The sequence below is a fragment of the Streptomyces sp. NPDC002490 genome, assembly GCF_040296045.1.
GTDB lineage: Bacteria > Actinomycetota > Actinomycetes > Streptomycetales > Streptomycetaceae > Streptomyces.
Window position 1 is genome coordinate 83,104 of sequence record NZ_JBEOWM010000011.1, and the last position, 26,880, is coordinate 109,983.

The 26,880-nt window shown below is 73.5% G+C and carries 21 protein-coding genes; 13 read left to right on the plus strand and 8 right to left on the minus strand.

Features of this window, described 5'->3' with window-relative positions; genetic code table 11:
• Position 1: 1 nt before the first annotated feature.
• Genes ABT092_RS09780 through ABT092_RS09810 form a run of 7 tightly spaced genes read left to right on the plus strand, consistent with a single transcriptional unit; the run spans position 2 to position 11,706 of the window.
• Positions 2-514 carry a phage baseplate assembly protein V gene (locus ABT092_RS09780; protein WP_351241735.1) on the plus strand — a complete coding sequence of 171 codons (513 nt, stop codon included), beginning with the start codon at positions 2-4 and terminating at the stop codon, positions 512-514.
• A gap of 2 nt (positions 515-516) precedes the next feature.
• The gene (locus ABT092_RS09785; protein WP_351241737.1) at positions 517-846 is read left to right on the plus strand and encodes a hypothetical protein; all 330 of its coding nucleotides are present in this window, start codon (positions 517-519) and stop codon (positions 844-846) included.
• A 4-nt stretch (positions 847-850) separates the two neighbouring features.
• On the plus strand, positions 851-1,222 hold the full coding sequence (locus ABT092_RS09790) for a GPW/gp25 family protein (RefSeq protein ID WP_351241739.1): 372 nt from the start codon (positions 851-853) through the stop codon (positions 1,220-1,222).
• Positions 1,219-4,266, plus strand: coding sequence for a putative baseplate assembly protein (locus tag ABT092_RS09795; protein WP_351241741.1), 3,048 nt, complete (start codon positions 1,219-1,221; stop codon positions 4,264-4,266). The genes ABT092_RS09790 and ABT092_RS09795 overlap by 4 nt, the downstream gene beginning before the upstream one ends.
• A complete protein-coding gene (locus ABT092_RS09800) occupies positions 4,263-8,093 on the plus strand; it encodes a putative baseplate assembly protein (RefSeq protein WP_351241743.1) in 3,831 nt (1,276 codons plus the stop codon). The genes ABT092_RS09795 and ABT092_RS09800 overlap by 4 nt, the downstream gene beginning before the upstream one ends.
• The gene (locus ABT092_RS09805) at positions 8,090-10,294 is read left to right on the plus strand and encodes a hypothetical protein (protein WP_351241745.1); all 2,205 of its coding nucleotides are present in this window, start codon (positions 8,090-8,092) and stop codon (positions 10,292-10,294) included. Before ABT092_RS09800 ends, ABT092_RS09805 begins: the two co-directional genes overlap by 4 nt.
• A 32-nt stretch (positions 10,295-10,326) precedes the next feature.
• A complete protein-coding gene (locus ABT092_RS09810; protein ID WP_351241747.1) occupies positions 10,327-11,706 on the plus strand; it encodes a DUF6519 domain-containing protein in 1,380 nt (459 codons plus the stop codon).
• Between the two features lie 36 nt (positions 11,707-11,742).
• Here ABT092_RS09810 and ABT092_RS09815 read toward each other — a convergent pair whose 3' ends face one another.
• Positions 11,743-12,423, minus strand: a complete 681-nt coding sequence (locus ABT092_RS09815) for a zf-HC2 domain-containing protein (RefSeq protein WP_351241749.1) — start codon at positions 12,421-12,423, stop codon at positions 11,743-11,745.
• A 99-nt stretch (positions 12,424-12,522) separates the two neighbouring features.
• A complete protein-coding gene (locus tag ABT092_RS09820; RefSeq protein WP_351241848.1) occupies positions 12,523-12,981 on the minus strand; it encodes a hypothetical protein in 459 nt (152 codons plus the stop codon).
• A gap of 755 nt (positions 12,982-13,736) precedes the next feature.
• On the opposite strand from ABT092_RS09820, the gene ABT092_RS09825 reads away from it, so the two are divergent.
• A complete protein-coding gene (locus ABT092_RS09825) occupies positions 13,737-14,963 on the plus strand; it encodes a CapA family protein (protein WP_351241751.1) in 1,227 nt (408 codons plus the stop codon).
• Positions 14,964-14,976: 13 nt separating this feature from the next.
• Here ABT092_RS09825 and ABT092_RS09830 read toward each other — a convergent pair whose 3' ends face one another.
• On the minus strand, positions 14,977-16,398 hold the full coding sequence (locus ABT092_RS09830; protein WP_351241753.1) for an amino acid permease: 1,422 nt from the start codon (positions 16,396-16,398) through the stop codon (positions 14,977-14,979).
• Positions 16,399-16,855: 457 nt separating this feature from the next.
• Here ABT092_RS09830 and ABT092_RS09835 point away from each other — a divergent pair, with 457 nt between their 5' ends.
• Positions 16,856-17,716, plus strand: coding sequence for a polysaccharide deacetylase family protein (locus tag ABT092_RS09835; RefSeq protein ID WP_351241755.1), 861 nt, complete (start codon positions 16,856-16,858; stop codon positions 17,714-17,716).
• 44 nt (positions 17,717-17,760) lie between these two features.
• Here the strand turns inward: ABT092_RS09835 and ABT092_RS09840 are convergent, their stop codons facing one another.
• Positions 17,761-18,426 carry a class F sortase gene (locus tag ABT092_RS09840; protein WP_351241757.1) on the minus strand — a complete coding sequence of 222 codons (666 nt, stop codon included), beginning with the start codon at positions 18,424-18,426 and terminating at the stop codon, positions 17,761-17,763.
• Between the two features lie 338 nt (positions 18,427-18,764).
• Between ABT092_RS09840 and ABT092_RS09845 the strand changes: the two genes are divergently transcribed.
• Positions 18,765-19,307, plus strand: a complete 543-nt coding sequence (locus tag ABT092_RS09845) for a hypothetical protein (protein WP_351241759.1) — start codon at positions 18,765-18,767, stop codon at positions 19,305-19,307.
• A 97-nt stretch (positions 19,308-19,404) separates the two neighbouring features.
• On the opposite strand, the gene ABT092_RS09850 is transcribed toward ABT092_RS09845, so the two are convergent.
• The 3 genes from ABT092_RS09850 to ABT092_RS09860 all read right to left on the minus strand — a co-directional run bounded on the left by ABT092_RS09850 (position 19,405) and on the right by ABT092_RS09860 (position 21,117).
• Positions 19,405-19,965, minus strand: coding sequence for a hypothetical protein (locus tag ABT092_RS09850; RefSeq protein ID WP_351241761.1), 561 nt, complete (start codon positions 19,963-19,965; stop codon positions 19,405-19,407).
• Positions 19,966-20,205: 240 nt separating this feature from the next.
• Positions 20,206-20,970, minus strand: coding sequence for a bestrophin-like domain (locus tag ABT092_RS09855; protein ID WP_351241763.1), 765 nt, complete (start codon positions 20,968-20,970; stop codon positions 20,206-20,208).
• Positions 20,971-20,988: 18 nt separating this feature from the next.
• Positions 20,989-21,117: a hypothetical protein gene (locus tag ABT092_RS09860; protein WP_351241765.1), complete on the minus strand. Its 129-nt coding sequence runs from the start codon at positions 21,115-21,117 to the stop codon at positions 20,989-20,991.
• Positions 21,118-21,863: 746 nt separating this feature from the next.
• Here ABT092_RS09860 and ABT092_RS09865 point away from each other — a divergent pair.
• From ABT092_RS09865 to ABT092_RS09875, 3 genes are all read left to right on the plus strand, one after another.
• The gene (locus tag ABT092_RS09865) at positions 21,864-22,442 is read left to right on the plus strand and encodes a hypothetical protein (RefSeq protein WP_351241767.1); all 579 of its coding nucleotides are present in this window, start codon (positions 21,864-21,866) and stop codon (positions 22,440-22,442) included.
• A gap of 270 nt (positions 22,443-22,712) precedes the next feature.
• Positions 22,713-23,525 carry an SAM-dependent methyltransferase gene (locus tag ABT092_RS09870; protein WP_351241769.1) on the plus strand — a complete coding sequence of 271 codons (813 nt, stop codon included), beginning with the start codon at positions 22,713-22,715 and terminating at the stop codon, positions 23,523-23,525.
• The gene (locus ABT092_RS09875; protein WP_351241771.1) at positions 23,522-25,660 is read left to right on the plus strand and encodes a putative bifunctional diguanylate cyclase/phosphodiesterase; all 2,139 of its coding nucleotides are present in this window, start codon (positions 23,522-23,524) and stop codon (positions 25,658-25,660) included. The genes ABT092_RS09870 and ABT092_RS09875 overlap by 4 nt, the downstream gene beginning before the upstream one ends.
• Positions 25,661-25,952: 292 nt before the next feature.
• Here ABT092_RS09875 and ABT092_RS09880 read toward each other — a convergent pair whose 3' ends face one another.
• Complete coding sequence (locus ABT092_RS09880) at positions 25,953-26,852, minus strand: LysR family transcriptional regulator (protein WP_351241772.1); 900 nt, start codon at positions 26,850-26,852, stop codon at positions 25,953-25,955.
• Positions 26,853-26,880 lie beyond the last annotated feature (28 nt).

Below are 26,880 nucleotides of genomic sequence, written 5' to 3' on the forward strand. Positions count from 1 at the left end.
AATGCCAGAACCAACGAAGTACCTCGGCAAGTACCGCGGCACCGTGGTGAACAACGTCGACCCGATGCAGCAGGGCCGGATCCAGGCGACCGTGCCGGACGTGCTCGGCGACACCCCGTGCACCTTCGCGCTGCCGTGCCTTCCGCTGGCCGGGCCGCAGAACGGGGTGTACGTCGTCCCGGTGGTCGGCGCCGGGGTGTGGATGGAGTTCGAGCAGGGCGATCCCAGCTACCCGATCTGGACGGGCTGTTGGTTCGGTTCGGTGGCCGAGGTGCCGCCGACCGCGCTGGCCGGACCACCGGGGCAGCCGAACATCCTGCTCCAGACCCGTGGCCAGTACGGCATCCTCATGTCCGACCTGCCCGGCGGCCCGGGCATCACCCTGCGCTCGCCGGCCGGTGCCGTGATCACGGTCAACGACACCGGCATCCTGATCAGCAACGGCAAGGGCGCCACGATCTCGCTGGTCGGCAACGTGGTGGACGTCAACACCGGTGGACTCACGGTGACCTGACCATGACCAATGTGCTGCATGTGAACGCGACCGTGAGCTGTCCCCACGGAGGGCGGGCCTCGTACCGCCCGGCGTCCGGACGGGCGAACCTCTCCGGCCAACCCGCCGCCACCGTGGCCGGCGCCTGGCAGGTCGTGGGCTGCCCGTTCACCGTCGGGACCAAGCCGCAGCCGTGCGTGACGATCCGCTGGGTGACGCCCGCGGCCCGCGTGACGCTGGCGGGCGCGCCGGTGGTGACGCAGGCGTCGACCGGGCTCTGCGTCAGCGCGGAGCAGGTCCCGCAGGGGCCGCCGTTGGTGACCGTCGTACAGCAACGGACCAAGGGGGTCTGAGCAGGTGACCGAGCGGATCGACATCGACGTCCCGTTCCGGGTGGACCGGCGGGGACGGACCGCGGACGTCGGCTACGACGGCCACGTCCGGGACATGATCGAATCGGTGCTGTTCACCAGCCCCGGCGAACGCGTGATGCGGCCGGACTTCGGCTGCGGCCTGATGGACCTGGTGTTCGAGCCGAACAGTCCGGAGCTGGCGGCCACCCTGCAACTGGCCGTCCACGCACAGTTGGAACGCTGGCTGGGCGACGTGATCCAGATCGAGGCGGTGGTCGTCGAGAGCGATGACAACGTGCTGCGGGTCCGGGTGGCCTACGTCCTGCGAGCGACCGGCGACCGCCGTACCGAGACCTTCGAGGGGAGGACGGCATGACCACCGGACCGACGACGGAGTGCCGCACCGGGCACCGGCGCGGCGACCTCAGGGCCGCGGAGCTGAACGGCATCGATGCCGTCGAGGCGCACGACGACGGACTGACCCTGCTGGTGACGTTCCTCGGCAAGGCGCCGAAGCGACTCGCCCCGGGCAACGTCCGGATCGACGGCGGCCGCCGGATCACCGCGGTGCACGTCGTCGAGGTGACGATCGAACGCGAGGAGGACGCCGACCTGGACGACCGGGCGTTCGTCGTGGTCGACCGCACCGGCGACACCTCCCCGTACACGCTCTCCGTGGTGGAACCGGACGCCTACGGGCGGCCGGGCACCGAGCCGCTGGCCGGGTTCGACCCGCGCTACTCCCGCGCCGACTTCGTGTTCCACCCGCAGTGCCCGGCACGGTCCGACTGCGCTTGCGGAGGCGGTGCCAAAGCCTCCGAAACCCCTCCGGCACCGGTGATCGACTACACGGCACGGGACTACTCGACGCTGCGCCGACAACTGCTGGACCGGATGACCCTGGTCGCACCCTCCTGGGTGGAGCGGCACGTGCCGGACCTCGGCACGACCGTGGTCGAACTGCTCGCGTACGTCGGTGACCAACTGGAGTACCAACTCGACGCGGTGGCCACCGAGGCGTACCTGCACACCGCACGGCGGCGGACCTCGGTGCGGCGGCACGCCCGGCTGGTCGACTACCCGATGCACGACGGGTGCAACGCACGGGCCGCGGTGACGCTGCGCGTGGACGAGGAGGTGACACTGCGGCCCGGCGCCTTCCGGTTCGCGGCGATCGACGTCAGCCGGGTGGACCCGGTGGCCCGGCCGGACCTGAAGGCGGTCGTCACCGAGACGGCGCTGGCCGCGCTGCCGCCCGCCGTCCGGACCGAGGTCTTCGAACCGGTCGCGAGCGGGGAGACCGAACTGTGGCCCACGCACAACCGGATCAGGTTCCACACCTGGGGCGACGAGGAGTGCTGCCTGCCCGAGGGCACGACCTCGGCGACCCTCGTCGACGAGGGACTGCACCTGGTGCCCGGCGACCTGCTGGTGATCGAAGAGGTGCTCGGCCCGCGCACCGGCTCACCGGCCGACGCCGACCCGACGCACCGGCAGGTGGTGCGCCTCACTTCGGTGACCCCGGCGTGCGACGCGCTCTACGACCGGGCGGTCGTGGAGGTGACCTGGGCGGCCGGGGACGCGCTGACCTTCAGCGCCTGTCTGACGACGGAGGGCGGCCCGGCGTGCGAGCGGCTCTCCGAGGTGACCGTCGCACGGGGCAACGTCGTCCTGGTCGACCACGGGCGGGACCTGACGGCCTGCGGCGGGAACCCGGAGGAGCACGACGTCCCGCCGGCGCCGGTGCTGCCCCTGGTGTGCGAGCCCGGTTGCTGCCCCGACCGGCCCCGGCAGGGGCCCGCCGGGGAGGCGATCGTGGGACTGCTGACGAAGGCGCGCAACGGCGGGCAACTCACCGAGGACGAGGTCCTGGCCCTCAGCGGACTGGTCGGCCGGGCGGCGTTGGACCGGGCCGGGCTGGACGCCGCTGCCCCCGCGGCCGACCAGGCCGCGAGCCTGGTCGCGCTGCTGGCCCAGCTGAGCCACCCGGGAACGACGGAGCCCTTCCGTCCCGAGCTGACCGACGCACCGGTGACGCAACGGACCCCCTACCCCGTCCCGGCGCTCGTCTCGTCCGGGCAGGCGGACCTCCTCGACGGCATCCCGACGCGGGCCAGGGCGCGGGTGACCGCGTTGTGGCGCGCTGCCCGGCCGCTGACCGGGAGGGAGATCGCCGAACTGCGGCTCCTGTTCGGCCAGGCCGTGCTGGACCGGCTCGGCTTGGCGGACGACGAGGCGCGGGCGCTGCACGCCCTGCTGCTGCGCTACGCATCGCTGCTGGGGGCGAAGATCCGGCGGCTGGCCCGGTTGTCCCGCCGGGCCCGCGAGGGCGAGGTGCTCGGCGGCTGGCTGGTGGACGAGCTCGCGCAGACCTGGGGCCCGCCGTACGCCGAGGGGCTGCGGGCCGAGGACCCGCGGCTGGCGGGGCCGGCCGCGGCCGCACTCGCCCAGGACCCCCGGGCCGCGCTGCCCGCGGTGACCGTGACGGCCCGCACGGCCGACGGCACCCGGGCGGGGGAGTGGCTCCCGCGCCGCGACCTGCTGACTGCCGCGCCCGACACCAAGGCGTTCGTCGGCGAGAGCGAACAGGGCGGCCGGCTGGCCCTGCGGTTCGGCGACGGGGTGAACGGCGAGGCGCTGCCGGCGGGCGGACGGATCGCGGTCCGGTACCGGGTGGGCAACGGTGCCGCGGGCAACGTCGGTGCCGAGGCGATCGGACACCTGGTGCTGTGCGACGGCGGCGACGACGCCGTCACCCTGGTGCGCAACCCGCTGCCGGCGCACGGCGGGACCGAGCCGGAGGCCCTGGACGACGTACGGCGGCTGGCGCCGCTCCAGCCGCACCGGGTGAGACTCCGCGCGGTGACCGCGGACGACTACGCCGAACTGGCCTCGGTCGTGCCGGGCGTGCAACGTGCGGCGGCCGTCCTCCGCTGGACCGGAACCGGCCAGGAGGTGCACGTCGCGGTCGACGCGCTGGGCACCGCGGAGCCGGACGCCGGGCTGCTGGCCCGGGTCGAGCACGCGCTGGACGGCGTGCGACGGATCGGGCACGACGTGGTCGCCCGGCCGGCGACGCCGGTGCCGGTGGACCTGGAACTGCAGGTCTGCGCCGCAGCCGGCCACCAGCGCGGCCATGTGCACGACGCGGTGCGGCAGACGGTGCTCGCGCTGTTCGCCCCGGACGCGGTGACCTTCGGCGACCCGGTGCGGATCAGTCGGGTGGTCGCGGCGGTGGCCGCCGCACCGGGCGTCACGAGCGTGCTGGTGACCCGGCTGCGGAGGCTGTTCGCGCCCGAGGCCGGCGAACTGGACGACGGGCTGCTGCGGATCGGCCCGCTGGAGGTCGCGCAGTTGGACGACGACCCGGACCGGCCGGAGAACGGCCGGCTGCACATCGAGATCGGAGGAGGCCGATGACCGGGGACTGCCGGTGCGGTGCGGGCGGGGACTGCTGCACCGGAACCGAACTCAAGACGCCGTTCGGCAGGGCCAACCCGCCGGGGTTGCCGCAGATCGCGTACCGGACCGGCGACCACCACGCGTTCTGGTCGTCGATGCGCGCGAGGCTGTCCAGCCCGGCGTACCCGGAGCTGCGCGACCTGCTGGTGCGCACCCCGGACGACCCGGCGCTGTCCTGGCTGGACGCGTGGGCGGTCCTGGGCGACCTGCTCGGCTTCCACACCGAGAGGGTGGCGAACGAGGGCTACCTGCGCACCGCGACCCGGGCGGACTCCCTGCTGTTGTTCGGCCGGCTGGTGGGGCACGCACCGCGGCCCGGGGTCGGCGCCGGCGTGTACCTCGCCCACCGGGTGGACCGGGACCGGGCGGTGACGATCCCGGCCGGGGCACGGTCCCAGAGCGTGCCGGGGACGGGCCAGGAACCGCAGTCCTTCGAAACCGTCGAGGACCTCGTCGCACGGACGGCGTGGAACGACCTCGCGGTGCGGCTGCGGCGGCCCTATCCGGTGCGGCTGCGGGCCGACCGCACGGTCGACCGGCGCGAGGTGCACCTGGCCGGCGCGGGAACGCGGCTCCAGACCGGCGACCGGCTGCTGTTCGTGTTCGGCACCGAACCGGGTCGGCAGGCGCTCGACGTGGTGCAGAAGTGCACCGTCGACGAGGTCGAGGGGATCACCACGGTACTCATGCCGGGTGCGAAGCCACCGACGTTCGCCGAGCTGTGCACGCGGTTCCGGGACAGGGTCGCCGCGCTGTCGGAGGACGACGGGTACCGCGGCAGCCGGATCGTCAGGCGGTACGTCGACACCGTCCTCGTCCCGCTGCGCGACCGGCTGCCGGCGGAGGAGCCCGTCGCCGGGCCACCCGTTCCGGTCACCGCGGTCGACCGCGAGGAGGGCGGCACCGACCCGGACACGATCACCACGCCGACCGAGTTCGGGCGGGCGCTCGACGACGCGCTGCGCTTGCTGGAGGAGTCCTCGGCGGCAGCGGCGCCGTACCCGAACGTGCACGCCTTCCTCGCCGACCTACGGGCTGACCTGACCGTGATCCGCGTGCAGGTCGGGCGACTGGAGCCGGAACAGGACCGGCCCCCGGAAGAGGGCGAGGGACTGTTCCACGAGTTGGCCCTCGCACGCTCCGTCGCCACCGACGACGGGTCCGGCGGCGCACGGCCCCCCGGGGACGACCCGGCCCTGCTCGGACTGGCCGCGCTCCTCGGGGCGCTGCGCAAGCCGCGCACACCGCAGCCGGCGTCCTCCCGCGCCCTGCCGCTGGACCCGGCGGACGTCTTCGGCACCGGCTCCGACGCCGGTGTCCGGCTGCTGACCGCGCTCGACCCGCGGCTCGCCTCGCTGTACGAGGCGTGGCGCAACGTCGACCTCACCAAGCCACCGCCGCTCGCCGGGTTGCAGGTGCTGCGCACGGTGGCCACCCCGTTCGGCGCCACCGCACCGCTGCAACCGCAGTACGCGGCGGACGGCCGGATCGTCGGGCACGTCGACTGGCCGCTGACCGGATCGACGTCACTGACCTTCACCGTCGAGTACGACGAAGGCGAGCCGAAGACGCTCGTCTCGCAGTGGATCGAATCGGGCAGCCCGGTCGGCGAGCCGACGGCGCTGCCGTTCGAAGGCGTCCTCCAGGTGGGGCCGTTGGGGGTCTGGGTCACCACCACGACACCGGCCGACGCACCGGCGACGGTGACCGTGCTGTGCTGGGGCAACGACGTCGCGCGCAAGGTCACGTTCACCGGCCCGAAGCCGGACGCCGGCACCCCGGACGGCACGATCACGGTCGAGGTCGCCCCCTCGTTCGGGACCGATCCGGCGCCGGTCGGCAAGGACCTCGAACCCGGCGACGAGGAGACCACCACCCACGGCGGCGTCAACGTCGTCCTGGGGCGGGCCGAGCGGGCCGACGACCCGGACCGGGTCACGGTCGCCCTGACCACCACCAGCACGGTGTCGCCGAAGGTGCTCGTGCTGGACGCCGTGTACCCGGGGATCGGACCGGACAGCTGGGTCGTGGTCGAGCGGCCGGGCGCCGTACCGTCGTTGCAGAAACTGATCACCCGGGTCGAGACCGCCCGGGTCATCTCGCAGTCCGACTTCGGGATCACCGGCAAGGTCACCGAACTGACCCTGGCGGACGCCTGGCTCGGCCCGGAGGACACGCAGCTGTCCCAGATCCGCAGGACCACGGTGTACGCCGGCGGCGAGCCGCTCACCGTCGCCACCGAGCCGATCCCCGACGACGTGGCCGGCAGCGCCGTCGAGCTGGCCGAGCTGTACGACGGGCTGGAGCCGGGCCGCTGGGTCGTCGTCGCCGGAGAGCGCACCGACATCCCGGACACGCCGGGGGTGAGGGCCGCCGAGCTCGCCATGATCGCCGGCGTCTCGCAGGACGTCGACCCGGCCAGGCCCGGGGAGGCCGTGCACACCACGCTCACCTTCGCGGGAGCACTGGCGTACGCCTACCGCCGCACGACGGTGACGATCCACGGCAACGTCGTGCGGGCCGATGCCGGCACGACCCGGGACGAGCCGATCGGCAGCGGCGACGCCAGCCTCGCCGGGCAGACGTTCACGCTGTTCGCCGCTCCGCTGACCTGGCTCCCGGCCGACACCCCGCGCGGCGCGCGCAACACGCTCCAGGTACGGGTCGACGGGGTGCTGTGGCAGGAGGTGGACAGCCTCGCCGGGCAGGCGCCGACCGCGAAGGTCTACGTCACCGGCGCCGCCGAGGACGGCCGCACCACGGTCGGCTTCGGCGACGGGGTGCACGGCGCCCGGCTGCCCACCGGCTACGAGAACGTCCGGGCCCGCTACCGGGTCGGGACCGGCGCCGCGGGCAACGTCGCCGCCGACACCGTGACCACCCCGCTTACCCGCCCGCTCGGGGTCACCGGCGTCACCAACCCGCTGCCGGCCGGCGGCGGCGCCGACCCGGACGGGCTGCGGCAGACCCGGCGACAGATCCCGCTCGCGGTCGCGGCACTGGACCGCCTGGTCGGGATCACCGACTACGAGGACTTCACCAGGTCGCGGGCCGGGATCGGCCGGGCCGCGGCACGCCGCGTCCTCGGCGGACGCCAACTCGTCCACGTCACCGTCGCGGGCGTCGACGACATCACCCTCGACGAGGACGGCGAGATCGTCCGGTCCTTGCGCTCCGCGCTCGCCCGGTACGGCGACCCGCAGCTACCGGTCCGGGTGGACGTGCGCGAACTGGTGCTGCTGGTGATGTCCGCCGGACTGAAGATCGCGCCGGACCACTCCTACGACCTGGTGGAACCGAGGGTACGGCGCGCACTGCTGGAACGGCTCGGGTTCGACCGACGGGAACTGGGGCAGCCGGCGTACCTGTCCGAGGCGATCGCCGCGGCCCAGGCGGTGCCGGGCGTCGAGTACGTCGACGTGGACGTGTTCGCGGGCGTCCCGGGCAGCATGACACCGGCCGGGTTGCAGGAGCTGGCCTCCGCACTGACCACGCCGAACCCGGTGGTGCCGGCCCGGCAGGCGTCCTACGCGGTCGAGTACCACGAGGTCCGGCCGCCCGGGTCCGACGACTCCGCGGAGTACCGCGAGTCCCTGACGTCGGTCGCCGCGCGGGGCGGCATCACGGTGGCCGAACTGCTCCGGTTGAACCCCGGGCTGCCACCGGCCGAGCCCTTGTCGGCGGGCACCCGGGTGGTGGTGTTCGCCGGCGTCCGGCCGGCGCAGCTGGTGCTGCTGTCGCCCGCCGTCCCGAACACGTTGATCCTGAAGGAGGTACGCCGATGAGCCGCAAGCCGGACCGGCTGAGCGAACTGCTCGCGCTCCACATCCGCAGGACCGACGCCGAGAACGGGTCCGCGCTGCGGGCGCTGCTCGCGGTGATCGGCGAGCAGGTCGACCTGGTGCAGAGCGACCTGGAGCGCCTGTACGACAACTGGTTCGTCGAGACCGCCGAGCGCTGGGCGGTCCCCTACCTGGGCGATCTGGTGGGCTACCGGTTGCCGCCGGGCCACGAGGAGGCGCTCGCGACGGCGGCCGCGGACGGGTTGGTGGCCCGGCTGGCGCCGCGCCGGGACGTCGCCGCGACGGTGGGGTCCAGACGGCGCAAGGGGACGCTGCCGATGCTGGAGGAGCTGGCGTCCTCGGTGGCCGACTGGCCGTCGCGGGCGGTCGAGTTCCACCGGCTGCTGCTGCGCCACCAGCCCGTCGGACTCCTTCCGTCCTCCGATGCGGCGGCGGTGCGCCGGGTCGGGGCGGCCCCCGGGTTGCTCGACGTGCGCCGTGCCGCGGAACTGGTGGGGATCGGCGGGCCGTTCGAGACGCAGGGCCACCTCGCCGAGGCCGCGCGCATCGGCTCTTCGCGGCGACGGGGACGGTACGGTCCGTCGAACGTCGGGGTGTACGCGTGGCGGCTGCGGCCGCAGTCACTGACCCGTGCGCCGGCCTACTGCATCGACCGGGCGCGCAACCGGTACACGTTCTCGATCCTCGGCAACGACGTGCCACTGGCGACGGAGCCGGTGCCCGAGCCCTCGCCGGAGCACCTCGCGCGACGGGAGCACGTGCCGGCTCCGATCACCCGGCGCGAACTCGCCGACCGGCTGCCGGACTTCTACGGCCGGGACAAGAGCTTCGCGATCTGGCGTGACGGGCACCCGGAACCGGTGCCGCCCGGTGACATCGTGGTGGCCGACCTGTCCGGCTGGTTCTACCGGGCGCGGCGCACCGAGGTGGTCGTGGACCCGGAGCTCGGGCGGATCGTGTTCGGGGCGCGGTCGGCGCCGCGGCGCGGGGTGTGGGTGGACTACCACTTCCTCCAGCCGTCCGAACTCGGCGGCGGGGAGTACCCGCGGGGCGTGACCACGCCGGGTGCGGCGAAGGTGTACCGGGTGGGACCGGGGGAGCGGTTCGAGCGGATCCAGCGGGCCTACGCGGCGTGGCAGCGCGACAACTGCGGCGGTGCCCAGCCGGAGGCGGTGATCGAGATCGCGGACGGCGGGGCCTACCAGGAGCAACTGGAGTTCGTGCTGTCGCCGGGGGACCGGCTGGAGGTGCGCGCCGCGGACCGGAAGCGGCCGGTGCTGCGGCTGTTGGACTGGTACAGCAACCGGCCGGACTCGTTGCAGATCCGGGCGCTCGGCGCGCAGGAGGGCGACGACCGGCCGCCGCCGCGGTTCGTGCTCGACGGACTGCTGGTCACCGGCCGCGGGGTCAGCGTGACCGGGCCGATGGGCGGGGTCGTCGTACGGCACTCGACGCTGGTGCCCGGGTGGTCGTTGGAGCCGCACTGCCGTCCCACCCACCCGCAGGAGCCCAGCCTGGTGCTGGAGGACACCACGGCGTGCGTGGAGATCTCCCACAGCGTCGTGGGGTCGGTCCTGGTGACGAACGACGAGGCCGGGACCGACCCCGTGCGGGTGTGCGTCACGGACTCCGTGCTGGACGCGACCGGTGCGGACCGCGAGGCGGTGTCGGCGCCGGAGTGCCGGCACGCGCACGCGGAGCTGACGGTGCGGCGGTCGACGGTGATCGGCGCGGTGCGCACGCACGCGATCCGGCTGGGCGAGAACGCCGTCTTCGACGGCCTGGTGCACGTCGCGCGGAGGGGCGTCGGCTGCCTGCGGTTCTGCTACCTGCCGGTGGGGTCGCGGACGCCCCGCCGGTACCACTGCCAACCGGACCTGGTCGCCGAGGGCCTGCGGCGGCTCGTCGAGTCCGGTGACGTGGACGAGGCGGACCTGCCGCGGTTGCGTGCGCTGGAGGCCGCACGGGTGCGGCCGCGGTTCACCAGCCGGCGGTACGGGACGCCGGCCTACCTCCAGCTCGCACCGTCGTGCGCGGTCGAGATCGAGCGGGGCGCGGACGACGGCTCGGAACTCGGGGTGCTGCACGACCTGTTCCAGCCCCAGCGGGAGGACAACCTGTGGGCGCGGCTCGCGGAGTTCACGCCTGCCGGCATGGACGCCGGCATCACCAAGGTCAACTGACACCACGTCAATCGTTTGCTCGGGAGGGAAAGATGCACGGCGACTTCTCGCGCCGCACGCACCGACCGGAGGACCACTACCTCGCGGTCGTCAGCCAGCAGGGACGGGTGCTGTTGGACGCCGAGTCCAACGAGCAGGCCGATCTCCGGCTGGCGGCCGACCGGTCGCTGGCCGCCGACCTGATCGGCCGACACGGCGGGCCCGGCGACGGCTTCAAGGTCGCGTACCGGGCGGAGTCCGAGGGCGAGAAGGCGTCGCTCACGATCGCGGCAGGTCGGTACTACGTGGACGGCATCGCGGTCGATGCCACCCGCCCCGAGGCGCCGCCGGCGGTGGGCGCGGTCGAGGGCCCGCCGCCGGCGGACACCAGGGAGGGCACCGGAGCCGGCCCGTGGACCTACTGGGACCAGCCCCATGCCCATCGGGATCTCGAACGGGACGCCGACGAGCTGCCGTCCGGCCCGTTCCTGGCCTACCTGCGGGTGCACGACCGACTGGTGACGGCGGTGCAGGACCCGCGGCTGCGGGAGACCGCGCTCGGCTCCGCACTGCCGGACACCACGGCTCGGGTGCGGGCCGACTGGCAGGTGCTGCCGCTGGAGCTGGCGGAAGAGCAGCAGCGGGACCCCGCGGCGGCGTTCGCCGAGTGGGTCGCCGAGCAGCAGGACCGCACCTGTCGGCTCGCCGCGCGTGCCGAGCGGCCGGCGCGCGCCGAGGACGATCCGTGCCTGGTCGCGCCGGACGCACGGTACCGGGGGCCGGAGAACCAGTTGTACCGGGTGGAGGTCCACCGCGGGGGCGTGGCGGGCGAAGCCACGTACAAGTGGTCGCGCGAGAACGGGTCGGTGGTGCTGCCGCTGACCGCCGTGGACGGCGCGTGGGTCACCCTGGAGGCGATGGGGCGCGACGACGGGCTCACCGTGGACGTCGGTGACTTCGTGGAGGTCGGTGACGACGCCTCCGTCGGGCGCGGTGAGGTCTTCGACCTGCCGCAGGTGGTCGAGGTCGACCTGCCCGGGCGGCGGGTCCGGCTGTCGGCGGAACCGGACCCGACGGTCGGGCGGCAGCCCGCGCACCACCCCTACCTGCGGCGCTGGGACCAACTGGAGCGCCGCCGGCGCGGTGCGCCCGGGATGGAGGGCGGTGCGGTGCAGTTGGTCGAGGGTCAGTGGCTCGACCTGGAGGACGGGGTCCAGATCCACTTCGGGCCCGGCGGGCGGTACGCCTCCGGTGACCACTGGAGCTTCGCGGCCCGCACCCTCACCGGTGCGGTCGAGTGGCCCACGGACGCCGTGGGACGGCCCTTGCTGGAACGCCCGGCGGGGGTCGTCCACCACTACGCGCCGCTGGCGTGGGTCAGCGGGGGCGAGGCGCTGGACCTGAGGAGGGTCTTCACGCAGCTCACGGCGTGACGGGGGATCCCGGACGGAGCATTCCCGGACGGGCCGTCAGATGACCACGGTGGCCAGCCGGTCGCCGTCGCGGGTGCGGACCTCGAACCGGGCGATCCCGGTCGCCCGCAGCGCGGTTCCGCCCCGGACGACGGGGTCCGCCGTGCGGCCGGCGGTCGGCGCGGAGCCGTCGGGCACCGTCCAGGTCAGGACGGCCTGCTCGGTGCCGTCGCGGCCCACGGCGAGCAGGACGCAGGTGCACGGTCCGGGGACCCGGGTGAGGGAGAGCGCCACCGCGGTGCCCCAGTCGCGGTCGGTGAGCGTCAGCTCGGCGCGGGCCCCGGTGACCGGGTCGGTGCTGCTCAGGTGTCGTGCGGTGGGGGCGGGCCGCGGGCGGTGGGCGAGCGCGCGGGCGGTGACGGGGGCGGCGGCGACGAGCGCCAGGCCCAGGAGCGCGAGGCGGCGGCTGCGGAGGCGGGTGCGGACGGTCCGCTCCGCGACCTCGGTCAGGAGACGGTCGAGGAGGGCCTCGGAGGGGCGTGCCGGCAGGGGTGGCGGGCCGGCCGCCCCGGGGTGGGCGAGGGGCGTGAGGGAGACGATGGTGGGGGCGAGGTCGCCGAGTTGGACCCGGCAGGGCGGGCAGCCCGGGAGGTGTTCCTGGAAGTGCAGGGCGTCGGCCGGTTCCAGGACGCCGAGCGCATAGGCGGCGACGTCCCGGTGCCGCGGGGAGGGGCTCACGTGGGGGTCCTCGGGACACGGTGGGGAGGGGGCGGGGATGCCGTCATCGAATACGCAGCGGCTTCCGCTTCCGCTCAAGGCCCCTCGGAATCCCGGTGGTCAGAACAGGTGGATGGCCAGGTGTCCGAGCGGGACCCCGAGCCGCCAGGCAGGGGTCCACACCTGTTCGCTCTCGTCGACGGCGGGCCCGTTCGGCCGCCAGACCAGGCCCGTGTCGAGGTCCGGGGCGAGGAGTTCGGTGTGCTCCAGCCACCGCCAGGCGGCTTCGGCGAGTCGTAGGTCGGGATTGGTGCGGCCGCGGGCGCGCTCTTCGGCGGCGAGGCCCACGAACCGTTCGCGGACCCATTCCTGCCAGGGGTGTCCGTAGGCGGTGAGGGACAGCCACTCGTCGAGTTGGGAGACGACGCGGATGCCGGACAGCTCGTCGTTGAGGTCGGACAGATAGACGGTGAGGGCGAGGGTCTGACGCCCGGCGCGGAATTCGAGTGTGCTGGAGGGGACGAGATCGCCGGTGCGGAGCACTTCGTCCGCGATGTACTCGGCGTACAACCAGGCCATGGGGATCACGAGTTCGTCGCCACTCGTGCCGTTCGTTTTGTCGGGCAGCACCGTTCCACCTTCTCTCGGACCTCGGCACCCCCTGGTCTCCGCGCCGATTGCCGGGCGGGCACCACGGGGTGAGACGCACGGTCGGGTCCGGCTCACTCACGTTGACGCTGTGCTTCGTGGTGGGCCTGCCGGGGTTCGCGGGGCCCCGAACGGCAGGCCACAGGTGTGGACGCACCGGGGTGGGGAACCCCGGGCGTTCGGTCGGCCGAGCCCTCACATTACGGCCGTCCCCGGCGGAATGTGATGGTGAATCGTGAACCGAGTCGGTGAGGAACCGGCTGACGGACGGCGCGAAGGGAGCGGGCGAGGGGCTCGCTGTCGGTCCGCAACCGTCCCGAGGGCCGCAGACGGGCCTTCCCGTCGCAACAGGCCCACCGGAACGCCGAATTCCGCTACACAGCGTTGCAGTCCGGGCACGTGCGGGGGTTGAACGGTGGACCATCGTCACGCACCGAAAGGGCGATGGGTGAAACGTGAGATGCGTCACATGCGCCTCCGTGGTGCTCGTCGGGTGGAGGCCGACGTCCGTTCGGGTGGCTCCGGCGGGGCGGCCCCGTGTGGCTCCTTGCCCCGGCGAACCATCCCTTGTGGAGTCTGAAAGTCGGAAAATATGACAAGTCGGTACGGGGGCCGTGCCACCAGCCCCGCGCGCACTCCGCGGTCCGCGCACCCGGCCGACCCGCGTAGTGACGGGAAGCGGTTCCATGACCTCGCGCCAACCCCTCCACCCCCTGACCGCCCCCCGCGTCCGGTGCGCGTTCGCGGTCGGCGTCACGCTGTTGCTCGGCGCCGCCGCCACCGCGTGCGCCGACCCCGGTCCGTCGGACGGGCGCGATGCGCCCCGACGTTCCGCCCCGGCCCGTTCGCCGGCGCCCGCTCCGCCGACCGCCGTCGCCGAGCGCGGCTTCACCCTGGTGGCCACCGGTGACGTCCTGCCGCACGACTCGATCATCCGTCGAGCCAGGGCCGACGCGACGGGCGAGGGCCATGACTTCGCGCCCATGCTGGCCGGGGTCCGGCCGGTGATCGCCGCAGCGGACGTCGCCCTCTGCCACATGGAGACGATCTACGGTGCGGACGGCGACTACACCGGCTATCCGGCGTTCAAGTCCCCGCCCGAGGTGGCCGCCGGCCTCCGGGCCACCGGCTACGACTCGTGCTCGACCGCCTCCAACCACACCCTCGACGACGGTGCCGAGGGGATCGCCCGGACCCTGGACGCGCTGGACCGGGCGGGCGTCAAGCACGCCGGCTCGGCCCGCACCGAGCGCGAGGCCCGCACCCCGGCGTGGTTGTCCGGGGGGACGGCCAAGGTCGCCCACCTCGCCTACACCTTCGGGACCAACGTCAATCCGCTGCCGGACGACCAGCAGTGGGCGGTGAACCCGATGGAACCCGAACTGATCACCTCGGACGCCCGGGCGGCCCGGGCGGCCGGTGCCGACGTGGTCGTGGTGTCCCTGCACTGGGGCACCGAGTGGCAGCAGGAGCCCGACGAGGACCAACTCGCCCTGGGGGAGCAGTTGACCGCCCTGCGCACCGACGGGCGCCCGGACATCGACGTGATCGTGGGCACCCACGCCCACGTCCCCCAGGCGTACGAGAAGGTCAACGGGACGTGGATCGTCTACGGCATGGGGGACCAGGTCGCGGGCGACATGATGAACTACGACGGGGAGTGGGACGCCCGGGGCAACGAGGGCAGCATCGCCCGCTTCACGTTCGCGCCCCCCGCCCGCCCGGGAGCCCGCTGGGAGGTCGCCAAGGCCGAGTTCCTCCCCCAGTGGTTCGACACCGCCCGGGGTCGGGTGGTGGACCTGACCTCCGCCGGGATCGAGGAGGGCTCGCGCGCCGCCGCGGTGCGCGAACGGGTCCGGGAGGTCGTGCTCAGCCGGGGTGCCGCCGGGGACGGCCTCACCATGGGGCGCTGAGGCGGGGGCGGGCTCACTCCGGCGGGCGGTCGGCCAGCTCCGAGCGTCGGTAGGAGTAGCCGAAGTAGACGACCATCCCGACCGCGAACCACACGGCGAACCGGACCCAGGTCTCCCACCGCAGGAACGTGATCAACCAGAGCGAGAAGACCACGCCGAGCGCCGGGACCACCGGCATCCCCGGGGTGCGGAAGGTGCGGGGCAGGTCCGGGCGGCGGTAGCGCAGCACGATCACCGCCACGCAGACCACCACGAAGGCCAGCAGGATGCCGATGTTGGTCAGCTCGGCGGCCTCGCCGATCGGGAGGAAGCCGGCGATGCCGGCCGAGGCCGCCCCCACGATCCAGGTCACCCGGGTGGGCACGTGCCGGGTCGGATGCGTCGCGGCGAACCACTTCGGCAACAGGCCGTCGCGGGACATGCTGTAGAACACCCGGGTCACTCCCAACATGAACGTGAACATGACAGTGAGGATGCCGATGATCGCGCCCACCGCGATCACGTTCGCGAGCCCGTCCAGCCCCACCGACGCGAACGCCGTCGAGAACCCGCTCTCCTGGTCGATGTCCCGGTAGTCCTGCATGCCCGTCAGCACCAGGCACGCCGCGACGTACAGCACCATCGCGATGGCCAGCGAGTACAGGATCGCCCTGGGCATGTGGCGCCGGGCGTCCTTGGACTCCTCGGCCGCGGTGCTCATCGCGTCGTAGCCGAACACCGCGAAGAACACCGTCGCCGCCCCGGTGAACGCCCCGCTCACCCCGTAGGGGAAGAAGGGGTGGTAGTTCGCCGTGTCGATGTGGAAGACCCCCACCCCGATCACCAGGAGCACCACCAGGACCTTCAACACCACCACGACGGTTTCGAAGCGGGCCGCGCTGCGGATGCCGCGGTTCAGCAGCCAGGCGATCAGCAGGCACAACACCGCCGCGAACAGGTCCATCCGGTGACCCGCGCCCGTTCCCGGTGCCCCCAAGGCCCAGGCGGGCAGCTCCGCACCGGTCTGTTCGACCAGGAAGCCGAAGTACCCGGAGACGCCGATGGCGACGACCGCCACGATCGCCGTGTACTCCAGCAGCAGGTCCCAGCCGATGAACCACCCCGCCAACTCCCCGAGCACCGCGTACCCGTAGGTGTACGCCGAGCCCGCCTTGGGGATCAGGCCGGCGAACTCCGCGTACGAGAGCGCGGCGCAGGCACTCGCCACCCCGGCGATCAGGAAGGACAGCAACACGGCCGGTCCCGCCGTGCCGTTGGCGACGGTACCGGCCAGGGTGAAGATGCCGGCGCCGATGATGCCGCCCACCCCGATGGCGGTGAGCTGCCACAGGCCCAGCGAGCGCGCCAGCCCGGGGCCGGCCCCCTCCTCGGTCTCCTCGACGTGCTCGATGGGCTTGCGGCGCAGAACGCCCTCGCCCCTCCGCGGTACGGCCACGGTCTCGCCCCTTCGGATCCGGTCGGGCGGCGGACGGCCGTGCGCACCGGCCGCGCACCGCGGTCCTGCCGCCCCGGCGGGGGCGGCGACGCGGCACCCGACCTCCGGGCGGACGACGCCACTGTGGCGAGCGTTCCCGGACGCGGGAAGCAGGCGCACCCGGCGCCCCGTCCGTGTGACCCGCATGCCGGCGCTTTCGGGAGTGCACGCCCGCACCGGGGCGCACGTCCTGTGGTTGTGCGCCCTCGTCGCACCGTGAGTCGGCTCCCGGCCCGCTCCGACGGGAGCGCCGTCACCCGGGGATTCCGCGCGTCGCCCGCGGTCCGGGCCCGTGCGCGTGGCAGACTGCGCACCGCGGACCGGTCCGTCCCGCCCCGCTTGCTCCCATCGGGTGCATTCGGACGGCGCTCCGGGGGCGGTGATCCCCCCGTGGGGTGCGTCATGCGACGGATTAGTCATGAAAGATGATCGGACGACTCCTGTGCGCCGAACACTGCTCCGTGCCGCCGCGGCACTCGGAGCGGCCGCCACGGCGGGCTGCTTCTCGGTGGACCGGGCGCGCACCCCCGGTGGCACCGCGGCGACCGCGACGGCGGCCCCGGCCCCGGGACCCCCGGCCATTGCCCCCCTGAAGCCCTCGGCGTACCGGCTCCAACCCCTCACCGGGTACGGGCCCCCGCCCCGCACCCGCCCCCTCGCCAAGCCCGCGGTGCGCCGGGCCCCCATCCTGAGCTGGGACGACGGGGGACGACGGAGCATGGTCCTCACCTTCGACGACGGCCCCGACCCCGCCTACACCCCCGACATCCTGCGGGTGCTGCGCGAACACGAGGTTCCCGCGGTGTTCTTCGTCTGCGGCGAACAGGTCCGGTGGAACAAGGGCCTGACCCGGCGGATGGCCGACGAGGGCCACGTCATCGGCAACCACACCTGGAGCCACCCCCTGCTGCCCTCGCTCGGCCGGAACGCGGTCCGCTCCGAGATCGCCCGCACCAGCGACATCGTCGAGCGCACGGTGGGAGCACCCCCGCTGTGGTTCCGTGCCCCCTACGGCGCCTGGAACCGCGCCGTCTTCGAGATCGGCGCCGACCTCGGCATGGAGCCCTTCGCCTGGACCGTCGACACCGTCGACTGGGACACCCCCGGCACCGCCGCCATCACCCGGGCGGTCCGCGAGGGCGCGGAGCCCGGGGCGGTGGTGCTCTCCCACGACGCGGGCGGTGACCGCTCCCAGACCGTCCGGGCGCTGCGCGTCTGGCTGCCCGAACTGCTCGCCGGGGGCTACGAGATGGTGCTTCCGGACCGGGCCGCGCTCTGAGCTGCGGTCCCGGGCCGGAGCCACCGGCCCCGGACCGCATCGCCTCAGCGGACGTCGACCATGCGGGCGAACACCACGACGTTCCCGTCGTACCCGTCCTGCTTCGAGAACCCGCCGCCACAGGTGATGACCCGCACCTCCGGGTACCCGGTGTCCCCGTACACCACCTCGCCGGGGAAGTCGTGCTTCTGGAAGACCTCGATCCCGTAGACCTCGAACACGGCGGTCTTGCCGTCCGAGCGCCGCACCTCCACCTTGTTGCCCTTGTTCAGGGCCCCCAGGCCGTAGAAGACCGCCGGGCCCCGGGTGTTGTCCACATGGCCCACCACCACCGCGGTTCCCTTCTCGCCGGGGGTGACCGATCCCGAGAACCAGCCCGCGAGGTTCGGATCCTCCGGCGGCGGTGCGTCCACCCAGCCCTCCGCGTCCAGCGCCACCGGCATCATCGGGGCGTCCACCCGGATCGCGGGGATCGCCACCCGCTCCGGTCTGGCGAAGGGCAGCGCCGTCACGTCCCTCCCGGCGACCGGAGTGGGCGCGGGTCCGCGACGGTCCGTCGCCGCGGCGGTGGCCGGCTGCGGCGGACCCGTGTCGAACTCGCCCGACCCGTTCCGCATCAAGGCGAGACCGGTCAACAGCACCAGTGCCATCACGCCCCACGGTGCGCGCTTCTTCGGCCGCTCCGGTTCGAACGGCTGGGACGCAGACATGGCCCTTCCCCTCTCGACGTGATCCGCTCGCGACCGGTCGCCCGTCGATGCGTACGAGAAAACTAAGCGCGGGGGACACCACCTGCGACGCGACGACGGCGAACGGGTGGTGGACCGCCCGAGGCGTGCGCCATCCGAGTCGCCACCGCGCGGAAATTTCTGACGCTCTGTGACCTGCGGTGATGGCGGATCGTGCGCCGTCTCCCGATCGGCCCGCTCACCGGGACGGCGGAGCGTCGACATGCGCGCCCGCGCACGCCCCGTGAGGGTCGGTTGCGGAGGCGCTCGCGTCGACCGACCGGGGACCGTCACCCCGGGGCGCCCCGCGGAGGATGTCCATGCGTAGCTTCCGTGCCCTGGTGGTCTCGGCCGCCGTGGTGGCCGCACTCGGGGGCGCCGCCCCCACCGCGACCGCCGGGAACGACCAGAACAACAACGGCCACAACAGCCATGACGACAACGACCAGATCGGTGACATCACCGCCCATCCGAGCGTGATCGCGGCGGGCGGACGGCTCACGGTCACGGTGGACGGGCGCTCGTGCGGCAACGGATTCATCGAGTCGCCCGTCTTCGAACGCACCCGGCTGACCGGCCTGGGCCGCGACGACCGGGACGGACGGGGCACCGCCACCGCCACCGTCACGGTCCACCGGTTCGCCTCGGCCGGCTCCCACGGGATCACCGCGGAGTGCGACGGACGTCGGCACACCCGCCCGCACGCGTTCACCGTGATCGGCGGCGTGCGCGGGGGACTCGGCGGCAGCAGCGAGAGCGGCGCCACCCGCACCGACATGGCGATCGGCGGCGGCCTCGTCGGGGTGGCGGCGATCGGCGGCGGCTTCTTCTGGATGCGACGCCGGGCCGAGAACCGCACCTGAGACGCCCCACCGGGCCCCGCCGCCACGGTCCCGGTCCGCCGGCCGGGACCGTGGCGGTCCCACCGGCCGGCCGCCCGCCGGGGCACGGGCCCGCCCCTCAGGAGGACCCCTCGTCGGCCCGACGTCGGGAGGCGTACCAGGCCGAACCCACCGCGCCGGCCACCAGCGCCGCGCCGAGCCCGATCTCGCCCAGGTCGAAGCCGGCCACGGTGCCCCCGGTGCCGGCCCGCACCCCGTACTGCTGGTGCTCCGACTGCGCGGGGTGCTCCACCGGGGAGTGCCCCGCGATGGTCAGGTGCACGGTCCGGCTGGTGCCGTTCTCGCAGCTGAACGTCAGGGCGTAGGAGGCGCCCGCGCGGGCGTCCCCGTCCACCGTCACCGACCGGGAGCGCTCGCCCTCGCGCAGCCGCACCGCGTCGAAGACCCCTGCGGTCACCCGGGTCTCGCCCGTGCAGCCGGAGGCCCGCAGCGTGAGTTGCCCGCCCGCCGCGATCGTCGTCGGGGCGGCACTCGCCTCGAACCGACCGTGCTCGGCGTCGCGGTCCTCCCCGGAGCCCCGGTCCTCCGCGGTCGCATGGGGAGCGGCGAGGGCGAGGGCACTGGCGACCAGTGCGGTGCCCGCCAGCGCGGTGGCCGAGGCGAGGCGTATCGCGCGCATGATGACCTCCGGTCCCGAGGGGCAGCCGCGGACCTGTTCCGCTGGTGTCGGTCGTGCGCCTCGTTGCCCGCCACGCTAGGGACGCCCCTCCCGGGCCGCGATCGGTGTCGGGCGAATGGGGCACGGCCGTGGGCCGCACGGGGGAACCACGGCCCGTTCGCCTCACTCGTGCGGGGGACCGAACGGGCGCGCCGCCCGGGCCCCCGCCCCGGCCGTGCCGGGGGCGGGAGTCCGCACCGATCAGGGGCCGAGCTTGGGGAACAGGCTCAGGAACGGCTCCCCGCCGCTGGTCACGCTGCGACCGTACGGCGTGTCGAAGTCCCACACCAGGAACAACAGGAAGGCGATCAGCACCGAGAACAGTCCGGCGAGGACCAGTTCGCGGGCGGTACGTCGGATCTGGAGCGCGAACATCATCCCGAGGGTCACCACCGCCCCGACGATCAACCCGAACCACACGACCCCGGGCATCGTGGGCTGGGCCGCCTCGCCGCGTCCGGTGCGCGCCTGGTCGGCGATGGTCACCTGGTCCATGAGCGGCTGGTACGCCTGCGCCTCGAAGTCGGTCCGCGGCTGGTAGTCGGTGACGTCGTGCCGGATGCGCTCCATCAGGGCGTCGCCCCGTTCGGTGAGCCCGCCGGTGTCCACCATCTTCTTCCACTCGACGTCGATCACGTGACCGACGTAGGCGTTGACGTCGGCCCGGATGCGGTCGCGCACCTCGGCGGGGTAGACCCGCACCCGCTCGTGGACCTCGTGCAGCGCCCGGGCCTCGGCGTGCACGTGCTCCTCCGCGGCGCTGCGGGCCTCCCACACCCCCGCCATGGCCAGGCCCAGGACGATGGCGTACACCACGCCGATCATCATGGTGATGTACTCGATCACGTCGGGGGTCTCCGAAGGATCGTCATCGACCCCGATCCGACGGTGCTGGACGAAGGTGACGAGGACGATCACCGTGCACACGGCGACCATGGCGAGAGCGAGAACAAGCCATTCCGGCATCGGATATTCCTCCGGGGGTCAACGTGGACGCAGTGCGGCGACGGCGAGGACCGCGGGTGCGGTGATGAGCAGGGTCAACGAGACGAGCGAGGGGCCGTGGCGGACCGGCGCACGCCGGGCCGTGGGCCGGTACTCGGGGTACGCCACCTGCGGGGGAGCAGGCCGCGCCGCGGGGGTGGGTCCGGGGCGCGGTGGCGCGATCCGTTGCGCGGGCGCGGCGGGCGGCGGGGCCGGCCGGACGGGGTCGGGGGCCGGCTTCGCGGCGGGCCGGGGACTGGGCGGTGGCGCGGGCGCCGGCACCGGGGCGGCGGGCGCCCGGGACACGGGTGCCGGGGGAGCGGGCGGGGAGGACGGTCGTGGCTCCTGTCGAGGGGGAACGGGCGGGGGAGTGGGCGCGGGGGGCGGCGTGGGGCTGGGCGCGGGCGTCCGGCTGGGAGCCGGCGTCGGCGTGGGGCTGGGCGCGGGCGGGGTGGGGTGCGGCGAACAGGAGGACGCGGTCCCCGCGACCGCCATCGCGCTCCCCTCACCGGTGGATGCGGAGGCGCACGCGGTCAGCGGAGTCAGCGCCGCGGCGGGTGCGGTGGTGACTCCGGCGAGTGCGAGGGGGGCCAACACCCGTATCAGCAGGGCGGACCAGGTCCGTCGGTATCCGTACACCCCTCTGATCATGGAGGGACGGTCCCGACCTGGGGCTTCGCGAGAACATGAATACTTCGAACGGGTGGTATGAAGGTCAGTTCGGTTGACGAACGCCCTCGCGCATGGTTCACCCCCTACCGATGGCGTGACTTTTTTCGCACGGTGTTGAACGCCGCCTCCTCACCAGGACGTACATAAGTCGAGAGCGGGACTGAGGAACTGCTCAACACCCAAACAAAAAAGGGGAGTTGGCTATGAGAACCTGCCGGAGCGCCGTACTGGTCGGCGCGGTGGCAGCCACGCTGACCCTGATCGCGGCGTGCGGCCAGGGCGGGGTCGAGGGGGTCGCGGACGGAGGGAACTCCGGCGTGTCGGTGACCGCCGGCGGGGCGGAGGGACACGAGCCCCTCAGAGCGAACGGATCACCCGGCGGGGCCGAAGGCTCGGGCGGCTCGGGGCAGGGCGGCGCGAAGGCCGCGGGGCAACTCTCCGTCCGTGCGGACGCGTCGCTGGGCGACATCGTGACCGACGACGCCGGGTTCACCCTCTACCGCTACGACGAGGACAGCGCGGAGCCGCCGAAGTCGACCTGCGTCCACGCCTGCGTCACCGCCTGGCCGCCGGTCCTCGCGGAGAACACCAGCGCCGCGAGCGGTATGGACGCGAGCCTGCTCGGCACGCTCACCCGGGCGGACGGGACCCGGCAGCTCACCCTCGCCGGCTGGCCGATGTACCGGTTCGCCCAGGACGCGAAGGCCGGTGACGTCAAGGGGCAGGGCGTCGGCGGGACCTGGTACGCCGTCAGGCCGGACGGTCGACCCGTCGCCCAGTAACGTCCGGCCGCTCGCGGACGCAGACGCAGGTGAGGTCCGTGCGCGGGGTGTGCCCGGGCCCGGCGAACGAAAGGCTGCGAGACCGCCCCGGGGGCGGTGGGACCGACCCCCGTCCCCGAGGTGGTGGACGATCGACCCCCCGCCAGCGGCACGTGCCGCTGGCAATGACCGAGAACGGATCGCGAATTTCCTCATCGGCTCGCCCCCTTGGCCGCCGATCAGTAGCCTCGGCTCGAACACCGGCCGGACGACGACGCGTAGGAGACTGCGATGGACCGCCCTTCGTGGGCCCCCCAGGGCATTGACATCACGGTGCCGAGCGTGTCCCGGATCTATGACTTCTACCTCGGAGGTTCGCACAACTTCGAGGTGGACCGGGAAGCTGCCCGTCAAGCCATGCAGTTCATTCCCGCCATCCCCAAGGTGGCTCAGGCGAACCGGGCGTTCATGCGCCGGGCCATCGAACTGGCCGTTGCGGACGGGGTGACGCAGTTCCTCGACATCGGTTCCGGCATTCCCACCTTCGGAAACGTCCACGAGGTCGCACAGACCGCGGACCCCGCGGCCCGGGTCGTCTACGTCGACCACGACCCGGTGGCCGTCGCCCACAGCAAAGCGGTCTTGGCCGAGAATGAACAGGCCGATGTGGTCGGTGCGGACCTGCGCCGTCCCCGTGAGATCCTCACCTCCGAGCCCGTGGGGAAGCTGCTCGACCTCGACCGGCCCGTGGCGCTGCTCCTCGTTTCCGTGCTGCACTTCGTGCAGGACGCCGACGACCCGCACGCCGCGGTCGCGCAGTTGGGGGACGCACTCGCCCCGGGAAGCCTGCTGGCCGTCACCCACGGTTCATACGAAGGGATGAGGATCGCCGCGGAACGGGCGGAGGGGACCGTGGACGTCTACAAGAGCACCCGCAATCCACTGGTCATGCGTTCTCGCGACGAGATCGCGCGGTTCTTCGAGGGATACGACATGTTGGAACCCGGGCTCGTGCCGTTGCCCCACTGGCGGCCCGAAACCGATCCGAACGAGGCGGACCCGTCGCTGTTCGGCGGATTCGTCGGGGTGGGACGCAAAGCGTGAGCGCCGAGCCGGACGGGCCGGAGGACAGAGCGCGCAGATTCGCCACCATCTGGAGCCGCACCCTCTACCCGGTGACCGCGACGTCCTGGACCCGCGTCGAGTTCGAGCGGGCGCTGCTGCCGCTCGCCCGGCGGCTGCGGGACGCCCTGCACGCGCGCACCTTCGACGCCGCGGAGGGCAGGGCGGTGGGCGCGGCCCTCGTCGAGGCCCACTGCACCGACCCGGAGGCGCTGAGCCGCACCCTCGACGTGGTGGAGGCGTACCTGGTGCTGTACTGCGGCGGCGACGGCCCCCCGGACGGGCTCCGGGCCCGCTCGGCACGGCTCCAGCACGCCGCGGCGGCCGGGTTCGCGCACGCCCTGCGCGAGCGCACGCTGGTCGAGCAGGAGGCCATCTCCCGGGCCGCGCTCGCCGCGCGGAGCATGGTCGCCGAGGCCCTGCACGCCAGCGAGGCCAGGTTCCGCGCGGTCTTCGAGGGCGCGGCCATAGGGATCTGCATCGCCGACCTCGACGGCGTGGTCCTGGAGGTCAACGACGCCCTGGTCCGCATGTTCGGCAGCGGGGAGCGGCAACTGCGCGGTCGGCCGCTCGTGGAGTGGACCCATCCGGACGACCCCCCGCACGTCTGGCAGCTGTACGCGGAACTGATCCGCGGCGAGCGGGAGCACTACCGGGTGGAGAAGGCGTTCCAGCGTCCCGACGGCACCGCCCTGTGGACCAACCTCACGGTCTCCCTGCTGAGGGACGCCGACGGGCAGCCGCAGTACCAGCTCGCGCTGATCGAGGACACCACCGAGCGCCGTCTGCTCAACCTCCGGTTGCGCTACGAGGCCACCCACGACGCCCTCACCGGGCTGCCCAACCGCACCCTGTTCTTCGAGCGGCTGGAGAAGGCGCTCTCCGCGGGGGAGGGGCAGCGCTTCGGGCTCTGCTACCTCGACTTGGACGGATTCAAGATCATCAACGACAGCCTCGGGCACGCGGCCGGGGACCGGTTGCTGGTGGAGGTCGCCGACCGGCTCCAGGCGTGCGCCACCGCCCCCGGCGAGATGGTCGCCCGGCTCGGCGGGGACGAGTTCGTGGCCCTCACCACCGGCCCGGACACCCAGGACGCGGTGGACGAGCTCGCCGGCCGCATCCTCACCGCGCTGGCCACCCCCATCCTGGTCGACGGCCGCGAACTGTCCGTGCGCGGCAGCATCGGCATCGTGGAGGGCCCGGCGGGCGAGCGGGGCGCCGCCGAAGTGCTGCGCAGCGCCGACATCACCATGTACCGGGCCAAGTCGGCGGGCGGCAACCGCTACGAGATGGCCGATGAGGAGGCCGACGCCCGGGCCATCACCCGGCACGGTCTGACCACCGCACTGCCCACCGCCCTGGAGCGCGGCGAGTTCTTCATCGAGTACCAGCCCCTGGTCCAGCTGGGCGACGGCAGCGTCAGCGGTGCGGAAGCCCTGGTGCGCTGGTCGCACCCGCAGCACGGGGTGCTCGGTCCCGACCGCTTCATCCCGCTCGCCGAACGCACCGGACTGATCGTCCCGCTCGGCCGCTGGGTGCTGGAGGAATCGGTGCGCCAGGCGTGCCGCTGGCAGGCCCGGCACGGCGCCCCGGCCGGTCCGCTGCGCGTCAACGTCAACCTCTCCCCGTGTCAACTCACCCACCCGGGACTGGTCTCCGACACGGTGGAGATCCTGGAACGGGCGGGCCTCGCCCCCGCGGCACTCTGCCTGGAGGTCACCGAGTCGGCCCTGATCGGCGCGGACGACGACCTCCTCAAGCCCTTGCGGCGCCTGGCCGAGATGGGCGTGGACATCGCCCTGGACGACTTCGGCACCGGCTACTCGAATCTCGCCAACTTGCGTCGACTGCCCGTCAGCGTCCTCAAGCTGGACCGCTCCTTCACCCAGGGCATGCAGCAGTTCCCCGCCGATCCGGTGGACCTCAAGATCGTCGAAGGCATCGTCTCGCTCGCCCACAGCCTGAACCTCGCGGTGACCGTGGAGGGCGTCGAGACCGGGGCCCAGGCCGAGCAGCTGCGGGAGCTGGGCTGCGACACCGCGCAGGGCTGGTACTACGCCCGCCCCGGTCCACCGGACCGACTGCACGAACTCGCCCTGGCGGACGCCACCGGCTGAGCACACCCCCTCGACCGAGGTCGGCAGGCTCCTCGTCCCCCGGGCCGCCGTGGTGTCCCCGGCGGCACCCTGCCGTCGCGGGCAGCGTGATCGCCGTGCGCTCGCCCGACGAGGCACGGCGCAATGCCCTCCCCCACGCCGCGGACGTGCCCGAGGGGCTCCTGGACGAGCGGACCGCGCGGCCCCGAGGGACACCGGGCGGTGCCCCGGTCCGGAACGGGGGAGGCGGCTCTCCGCGGCCGCCGGACGCGGAGGCCCTCGGGGGTGCGTCCGCCCGCCCTCGGCGACCCGCTCAGCGTCCGGCGGTGGCCTTCCGCTCCAGCAACAGCCGCTGGAGTTCGCGGGCCGCCCGGGGCGGGGCCACGTCGCTGCGGTGCGCCAGGGCGATCGTCCGGTGCAGCCCGGGGTGGGAGAGCCGACTGACCCGTAGGCCCAGTCCGGGACGGGTGGCCACCATCCGGGGGACCACTGCGACGCCGAGCCCGGCCCGGACGAAGCCGAGGACCGCGTCCAACTCTCCGCCCTCGACCGCGAACTCCGGCTCGAAGCCCTGGGCGCGGCAGGCGCCGACGGTGAGTTCCCGCAGGTCGTAGCCGTGCCGGAACATCACCATGGGTTCGCCCGAGAGGTCCGTGACGCGCACCTCACCGCCCTGCCCGGGGGCGGGCAGTTCCGGGGAGGAGACCACGACCAGCTCCTCCCGCAGGATCTCCACCGTGGTCAGCGCCGGCGAGGGGGAGGGCAGCGGCAGCACCACCAGCGCCAGGTCCAGCGCTCCCCGGGCCAGCTCGCGCACCAGGTCGTGCGAGCCGCCCTCCTCGATGTGCAGCCGGATGCCCGGGTAGCGGTCGTGGAAGGCCCGCAGCACCTCCGGCAGCAGGCCCGTGCACAGGCTCGGCGTGGCGCCGAGCCGCACCCGTCCGCGCCGCAGCTGGGCCAGTTCCTGCACCTCGTGCCGGGCGGTGTCGGCGTCGGCGAGGATGCGCCGGGCCAACGGGAGCAGGGCCTCGCCGGCGTCGGTCAGGGTGATGTTGCCGCGGGCCCGCAGGAACAGGTCGGCGCCCAGCTCCCGCTCCAGTGCCCTGATCTGTTGGGACAGCGAGGGCTGGGCGACGTGCACCACTTCGGCCGCGCGCGTGAAGTGCCGGGTCTCGGCAACGGTGACGAAGTAGCGGAGCTGCTGCAACTGCATGGGACCAGTGTACGGGTGTCATAGTGGA

What these genes read in the sequence shown, in the direction of transcription:
- ABT092_RS09780 (WP_351241735.1), top strand. Translation starts at nt 2, where the DNA reads ATGCCAGAACCAACGAAGTACCTCGGCAAGTACCGCGGCACCGTGGTG.
- ABT092_RS09785 (WP_351241737.1), top strand. Translation starts at nt 517, where the DNA reads ATGACCAATGTGCTGCATGTGAACGCGACCGTGAGCTGTCCCCACGGA.
- ABT092_RS09795 (WP_351241741.1), top strand. Translation starts at nt 1,219, where the DNA reads ATGACCACCGGACCGACGACGGAGTGCCGCACCGGGCACCGGCGCGGC.
- ABT092_RS09800 (WP_351241743.1), top strand. Translation starts at nt 4,263, where the DNA reads ATGACCGGGGACTGCCGGTGCGGTGCGGGCGGGGACTGCTGCACCGGA.
- ABT092_RS09805 (WP_351241745.1), top strand. Translation starts at nt 8,090, where the DNA reads ATGAGCCGCAAGCCGGACCGGCTGAGCGAACTGCTCGCGCTCCACATC.
- ABT092_RS09810 (WP_351241747.1), top strand. Translation starts at nt 10,327, where the DNA reads ATGCACGGCGACTTCTCGCGCCGCACGCACCGACCGGAGGACCACTAC.
- ABT092_RS09820 (WP_351241848.1), bottom strand. Translation starts at nt 12,981, where the DNA reads ATGGCCTGGTTGTACGCCGAGTACATCGCGGACGAAGTGCTCCGCACC.
- ABT092_RS09825 (WP_351241751.1), top strand. Translation starts at nt 13,737, where the DNA reads ATGACCTCGCGCCAACCCCTCCACCCCCTGACCGCCCCCCGCGTCCGG.
- ABT092_RS09835 (WP_351241755.1), top strand. Translation starts at nt 16,856, where the DNA reads ATGAAAGATGATCGGACGACTCCTGTGCGCCGAACACTGCTCCGTGCC.
- ABT092_RS09840 (WP_351241757.1), bottom strand. Translation starts at nt 18,426, where the DNA reads ATGTCTGCGTCCCAGCCGTTCGAACCGGAGCGGCCGAAGAAGCGCGCA.
- ABT092_RS09845 (WP_351241759.1), top strand. Translation starts at nt 18,765, where the DNA reads ATGCGTAGCTTCCGTGCCCTGGTGGTCTCGGCCGCCGTGGTGGCCGCA.
- ABT092_RS09850 (WP_351241761.1), bottom strand. Translation starts at nt 19,965, where the DNA reads ATGCGCGCGATACGCCTCGCCTCGGCCACCGCGCTGGCGGGCACCGCA.
- ABT092_RS09855 (WP_351241763.1), bottom strand. Translation starts at nt 20,970, where the DNA reads ATGCCGGAATGGCTTGTTCTCGCTCTCGCCATGGTCGCCGTGTGCACG.
- ABT092_RS09865 (WP_351241767.1), top strand. Translation starts at nt 21,864, where the DNA reads ATGAGAACCTGCCGGAGCGCCGTACTGGTCGGCGCGGTGGCAGCCACG.
- ABT092_RS09870 (WP_351241769.1), top strand. Translation starts at nt 22,713, where the DNA reads ATGGACCGCCCTTCGTGGGCCCCCCAGGGCATTGACATCACGGTGCCG.
- ABT092_RS09880 (WP_351241772.1), bottom strand. Translation starts at nt 26,852, where the DNA reads ATGCAGTTGCAGCAGCTCCGCTACTTCGTCACCGTTGCCGAGACCCGG.